This window comes from Nocardioides allogilvus, from assembly GCF_003047285.1.
Lineage (GTDB): Bacteria > Actinomycetota > Actinomycetes > Propionibacteriales > Nocardioidaceae > Nocardioides > Nocardioides allogilvus.
In genome coordinates this window covers 1-834 of record NZ_PZYX01000046.1, presented here as the reverse complement: position 1 = coordinate 834, position 834 = coordinate 1, and the positions used below count along the sequence as shown (strand labels likewise).

Here is an 834-nt window from a genome sequence, read left to right as displayed (position 1 = left end):
GTTGATTTAGGCGGTGTGGACGGTTTATTACATATCACTGATATGGCATGGAAACGTGTTAAACACCCAAGCGAAGTGGTTGCTGTAGGTCAAGAAGTAACTGTTAAAGTACTTAAATTTGACAAAGAGAAAACTCGTGTATCATTAGGCTTAAAACAATTAGGTCAAGATCCATGGGCTGCAATCGCTCAAAACCACCCGGTAAACAGCAAATTAACCGGTAAAGTAACTAACTTAACCGACTACGGTTGCTTCGTTGAAATTTTAGACGGTGTTGAAGGTTTAGTTCACGTTTCAGAAATGGACTGGACAAACAAAAACATTCACCCGTCTAAAGTGGTTAGCGTAGGCGATGTAGTTGAAGTAATGGTTCTTGAAGTTGATGAAGAACGTCGTCGTATCTCATTAGGTTTAAAACAATGTAAAGCAAACCCTTGGGAACACTTCGCAGCAACTCACAACAAAAACGATAAAGTGACAGGTAAAATCAAATCTATCACTGATTTCGGTATCTTCATCGGTCTTGAAGGCGGTATCGACGGTTTAGTTCACTTATCTGACATTTCTTGGAATGCGACAGGTGAAGAAGCTGTTCGTAACTACAAAAAAGGTGACGAAGTAGAAGCTGTTGTATTACAAGTTGATGCGGTTAAAGAACGTATTTCTTTAGGTATCAAACAATTAGAATCGGATCCGTTCACTAACTTCGTAGAAAGCACTAAAAAAGGTGCAATCTTGACTGGTAAAGTTGTAGAAGTTGATGCGAAAGGCGTTAAAGTTGAATTAGAAGGCGGCGTGGAAGCATTTATCCGTGCTAACGAAGCAACTCGTGAC

At 39.9% G+C, this 834-nt stretch carries 1 protein-coding gene; it reads left to right on the top strand.

Annotation, left to right across the window (positions count from 1 at the left end):
• Positions 1-834, top strand: an 834-nt coding sequence (locus tag C9J87_RS19350; protein ID WP_157953275.1) for a S1 RNA-binding domain-containing protein, incomplete at both ends; no start/stop codon positions are given.